We start from the raw sequence: 5,065 nt of genomic DNA, 5'->3' as shown, positions 1-5,065 counted from the left end.
GACGGGGTTGATGGCGTTGGCGCTGGCGGGTATCGGGTTGCCACAGGTGCACGAGCGGGCCGGCGAGCAGGCCTCCACGTTTATCGCATCGATCCAGGAGACCCGGCTGAATGCCCGGGATCAGGACATCGCGGACCGCGGCTACTACGAAGGGCTGATGGATGTCCGTGGCTACACCTCGCAGCTGGCCTGGGCGGAAGAAGTGCAGCGGCCGGATGACTGGAAAGCCACGATGAACTCCGAGGCGACGCGCCCCGGCGAGGGGCTGCTGGTGTACGAGCTAATCCCCAACTTCGACGGCGTCGAGAAGGAGATGCCATTCAAGACGAACCAGTGGGGGATGCGGGACAAAGAGTACTCGAAAGAAAAGCCCGATGGGGTCTATCGCATGGCGATGCTCGGCGCCTCGTATGAACAGGGTTCGGGCGTGACGGAGGAAGAGACCTATGAAGCGCTCGTCGAGACCCGCCTGAACGCGGAGCTCGCCGGCGGCGCCTATGCCGGCTACGAGATCCTCAACTTCTCGGTGGGCGGCTACAGTCCCGTACAGAACCTGGTGGTGGCCGAGAAAAAGGCATTCGACTTCCAGCCGGACCTCGTCTTCTACGCCATCCACTCGACCGAGAAGCGGCGCATGCTCATGCAGGTCGAACGCATGATCAAGCAGCAACGCGAGATCTCTTACCCGTACCTGAGCGAGCTTTTCGCCCGCATCGGCGTCAGCCACGAGATGACGCAGTCCGAACTGCGCCGGCTGCTCGACCCACACGGTGAAGAGATCTTGAAGTGGAGCCTGGAAGAGCTAAACCGCAAATGTATCGAGCGCGGTATTCCGCTGGTGGTCCTGTACGTTCCGACCACAGAAGAGATAAACGAGCTGGACCCCGAGCGCGCGCCCGATCTGCTCCGCATTCTGGAGGAGACCGGCATCCCGACCCTGATGGTCGACGAGCCCTACCGGGGGCGGACGCCGGATGAAGTGCAGTTACGCCCGTGGGACACGCACCTCAGCAAAATCGGGCACGAGGCGGTGGCCGAGCGCCTGTACGAGGTGCTGATCGCCAACGATAGCCTGGTGAAGCTGGGTGCGGTGGCAGCGCCTTGAACAGCGCGGTACGCAGCACCTTGGACGGACTCCCGAACCGCGCGTCGGTTTATTGACAGGAGTCCCGCATCCGATACTGAGATCCAGCGATACTGGTAAAAGAGTGTGTTTCGGGGGTCTCTTCCGGTCCCTATTCCAGGTAACGAGCGAGAGGCTTTCGGCGGGTTCTTGCGTCCTCGCTGGCGTTATGATGACGTGTTGCGCCCCAGTAAAGCGCATGTACACGTAAAGAAACGTTACCCTGACGATTCACACGATAGCCCACTAGGTAGTTCACACGACACGCTCACAATCACACATAAAAAAACGGAGTTTATCATGGCTGCGAATATTCAGCAAGCGCACATCGAAGAAATCACCGAACCGGTCAAGCGATTCATCCTCGACACGTTCCTGCCCGGCGAGGACCCGAGCGCGCTCGAGTTCGACACCCCGTTGATCTCTGGCGGCATCATCGATTCGATCTCGACCCTCAAGCTGGTCACGTTCCTCGAGGAAGAGTTCGACATCCAGGTGCAGGCGAACGAGATGAACTCGGACAACCTGGACACGCTCGAAGAAATCACGTCGTTTGTTCTTTCCAAGAAGTAAGGCATGCAGACCCATCACGATACGCTGCACGGACTGCTCGAGCACTCGGCCGCTCGCCGGCCGGCGCACACGGCCGTCGAAGACCCCGAACGGAATAACGCCGTCTCTTACGGCGACTTCAACGCCAACGCTGATCGCCTGAGCGAGGCGCTGCGACGCATCGGCGTCACGGGCGGCGACCGGGTGGGCATCTACGTGCCCAAGTCGATCGCCTCGATCACGGCCGTATTCGGCATCCTCAAATCGGGCGGCGCCTACGTGCCGGTCGATCCCGGTGCCCCACCCCGACGCAACGCCTTTATCTTCCAGGATTGCGCGGTAAAGGGCATCGTGGTCGCTAACGACCTGATTGAGGGGCTGAAAGCCGAGTTCGACGACACCTACACCCTTAGCGTCGATCCGCTGTCCTTCCTGGATGGATTCGCGCTTCCGGTGAGCCTCGTGCGGGTGGTGAAGTCCGGCGAACAGCCGGCGCAGCCGTCCATCGCGAACCTGTCCTACATCCTGTATACCTCGGGATCGACGGGCAAGCCGAAGGGCGTCATCCACACCCACGCCAGCGCGTTGAGCTTTGTGCGGTGGACGTCGGACACCGTGGCCTTCACGGAGGACGATCGGTTTTCGTCACACGCGCCGTTCCACTTCGACCTGTCGATCCTGGACATCTACGTGCCGATGCAGCACGGGGCCACCCTGATCCTGATCGGCGAGGACCTGGGCAAGACGCCGGCGCGTCTGGGGCCGATGGCGGCCGAGCGTAAGATCACGGTGTGGTATTCCACGCCCTCGATCCTGCGGCTCCTGGTGGAATACGGCAACCTGGATCAACACGACTTCAGCGCGATGCGGGTCGTATTCTTCGCCGGCGAGGTCTTCCCGATCAAGCACCTCAAAAGCCTGCTCGAGAAGTGGCCGCATCCGGTGTATTACAACCTTTACGGCCCGACCGAGACGAACGTCTGCACCTATTACAAGCTGCCGCCGACGATTCCCGAGGATCAGGTCGATCCGTTCCCCATCGGTCCGGTGTGTGAAAACGATCGGGCGCTGGTGGTGGACCTGGACGATCAGGCCGTCGCACCCGGCGCCGAGGGCGAGCTGCTCATCACCGGCGGCTCGGTGATGCAGGGCTACTGGAACCTGCCCGAGCGTTCTGCCGAAGCCTATTTCGTCGACGCCGAAGGCACGCGCTGGTACCACACGGGCGACATCGTCCGCGAGGCCGCCGGCGGGGTGTTCATCTTCGTCGGCCGGCGGGACCGGATGGTTAAACGCAACGGCTACCGCGTCGAACTCGGCGAAATCGAGGCCGCCCTGTATCGTCACCCGGCGGTCACCGAAGCGGCCGTCGTGGCCACGCCTAACGCCGAAAACGGCACCATCATCAAGGCATTCCTGAGCTGGTCGGACGGAAAGCCGCGCGGCATGATTGAAATGAAAAAGTTCTGCGCGGACAACCTGCCGAAGTATATGATTCCGGACCGCTTTTCGTCGCAGCCGTCTCTGCCGAAGACGTCGACGGATAAGATCAATTATCAGGCACTTAAAGAACTCGACTAATGGAACTGTCACCCACAAAGGAGCAGAAGCAGATTCAGAAGGAGTGCATCACGTTTGCGGAGAAGCACCTGAAGGACGCTACGTTCGCCGACCGCGACCGCGCGCACACGTTCTCCCGCGCGTTGTGGCAAAAAAGCGGTGAGCTGCGGCTTCCCGGTCTTCTCGTACCGGAGGCCTACGGCGGCCGCGGCCTCGACGCGCTCGGCACGGCGATGGCGCTCGAAGGCCTGGGGATCGGCATCGAGGACCAGGGTCTGTTGATGGCCCTGGGTTCGCACCTCCTCTCCTGCCAGGCGCCGCTCGTGGCGTTTGGCACCGAGGCGCAGAAGCAGCGGTTCCTGCCGGCCCTGTCCGACGGCGCGAAGATCGCCACAAGCGCGATGGCCGAGCCGGACGGATCCAGCTGGTCCGACCTGGCGACGATGGCGGTGAAGGACGGCGACGGCTACCGAATCAGCGGCGAGAAGACGCTGCTGACCAACGCGCCGTCCGCAGATGTCGTGCTGGTATACGCCGTCACGGATCCTGAAAAACGCGCGGCCGGCGGCATCACCGCGTTCGTTTTGGATGCCTCGACACCCGGTATTCGTCGTGGCCCGAGCCTCGAAACGATGGGTCTGCATACGACAGAAGTGGGCAGCCTGGTGTTTGATGACGTCCGCGTTGATGCCGACGCCGTGCTGGGCCAGGTGGGCGATGGCGCGGCGGTGTTCGAACACGCCATGATGTGGGAGCGCAGCCTGTTGTCGGCCGGCCAGGTCGGGCAAATGCAGAAGATGCTCGACAAGACCATCACGTACGCCCGGTCCCGCAAAATCGACGGTAAACAGATCGGCAAGTATCAGTCGGTCTCGCACAAGATCACCGATATGAAGATGCGTGTCGAAGCCGCTCGCCTGCTGACCTATCGTGCCGCGTGGTCGCTCGATAACCGGCCCCGCGAGGCCGCGCTCCACGCGTCGGTCAACAAAGTGTATGTGAGCGAAGCCTACGTAAAAGCCTCGCTGGATGCCGTCCAGATCATGGGCGGCAAAGGGTATCTGGCTGAGCATAATGTGGAACGGCTCGTGCGCGATAGTATTGGCGGCACCCTCTACTCCGGCAGCAACGACGCCCAACGGTCGGCGATCGCGGCCGCGCTGGGGCTGTGAGAATGGTCAATTATCGATTGTCAATTATCGATGGTCATTTGTTGATCATCGACCATCGACCATTAACCATTTACTTATTGTCTGGGGCATGATCGGAAAACTCTCAGCATCGACCGCCGGCCCGCTGGCCGGCGCCTCGTTTTTCGACCAGGTGAAAACCGATGGCGGCAAGTTCGTGCTGGTGGCCGCGCAGCTGGCCCTGGTGCTCCTGGCCATCCGGCTCTTCCAGGTCGAAAACGGCTTTGGCTTTCAGGACATTCTGCCGCTGATCTTTGGCGGCTTCGTCGTGCACGCCTGGCTGCCCGAGTCGTGGCGTCAGCCGTTTTTTGTGGGGCTTACACTGGCCGGCATCTGGCTGCTGTTTGGCCTCGTCGGGGGGTCGTGGTTGATCGGGATCGGGTTGACGATGATCGGGCTGGCGCACCTGCCGGCGCCGATGTGGGTCCGGGTGACGCTTGTGACGGCCGTTGGCGCCGTGCTGACGGCGTTTCGCGCCGGCTGGATGCAGACCGAGTGGTCCGGCGGCATCATCGCCATCCTGGGCTCGATGTTCATGTTTCGGATGGCGCTGTATCTCTACGACATGCGCTCGGAGAAGAAGCCGGCGACGCTGTTCGAGCGTCTGAGCTACTTTTTCCAGCTGCCGAACATCGTGTTT

The 5,065-nt window shown here is 61.8% G+C and carries 5 protein-coding genes; all 5 read left to right on the top strand.

Translation table 11 applies throughout. From position 1 onward, the window contains the following. Positions 1-1,105, top strand: a 1,105-nt coding sequence (locus SH809_18760) for a hypothetical protein (protein ID MDZ4701761.1), incomplete at its 5' end; no start/stop codon positions are given. 318 nt (positions 1,106-1,423) lie between these two features. Further along, positions 1,424-1,696 carry an acyl carrier protein gene (locus tag SH809_18755; GenBank protein MDZ4701760.1) on the top strand — a complete coding sequence of 91 codons (273 nt, stop codon included), beginning with the start codon at positions 1,424-1,426 and terminating at the stop codon, positions 1,694-1,696. Between the two features lie 3 nt (positions 1,697-1,699). Continuing rightward, on the top strand, positions 1,700-3,256 hold the full coding sequence (locus tag SH809_18750) for an amino acid adenylation domain-containing protein (protein ID MDZ4701759.1): 1,557 nt from the start codon (positions 1,700-1,702) through the stop codon (positions 3,254-3,256). Continuing rightward, positions 3,256-4,407: an acyl-CoA dehydrogenase family protein gene (locus tag SH809_18745; GenBank protein ID MDZ4701758.1), complete on the top strand. Its 1,152-nt coding sequence runs from the start codon at positions 3,256-3,258 to the stop codon at positions 4,405-4,407. The genes SH809_18750 and SH809_18745 overlap by 1 nt, the downstream gene beginning before the upstream one ends. A gap of 88 nt (positions 4,408-4,495) precedes the next feature. Then, positions 4,496-5,065: hypothetical protein (locus SH809_18740; GenBank protein MDZ4701757.1), on the top strand; the 570-nt coding region annotated here is incomplete at its 3' end.

Source organism: Rhodothermales bacterium (assembly GCA_034439735.1).
GTDB lineage: Bacteria > Bacteroidota > Rhodothermia > Rhodothermales > JAHQVL01 > JAWKNW01.
Note: the sequence above shows the minus strand (reverse complement) of the source record. Positions and strands in the feature narration are given on the sequence as shown.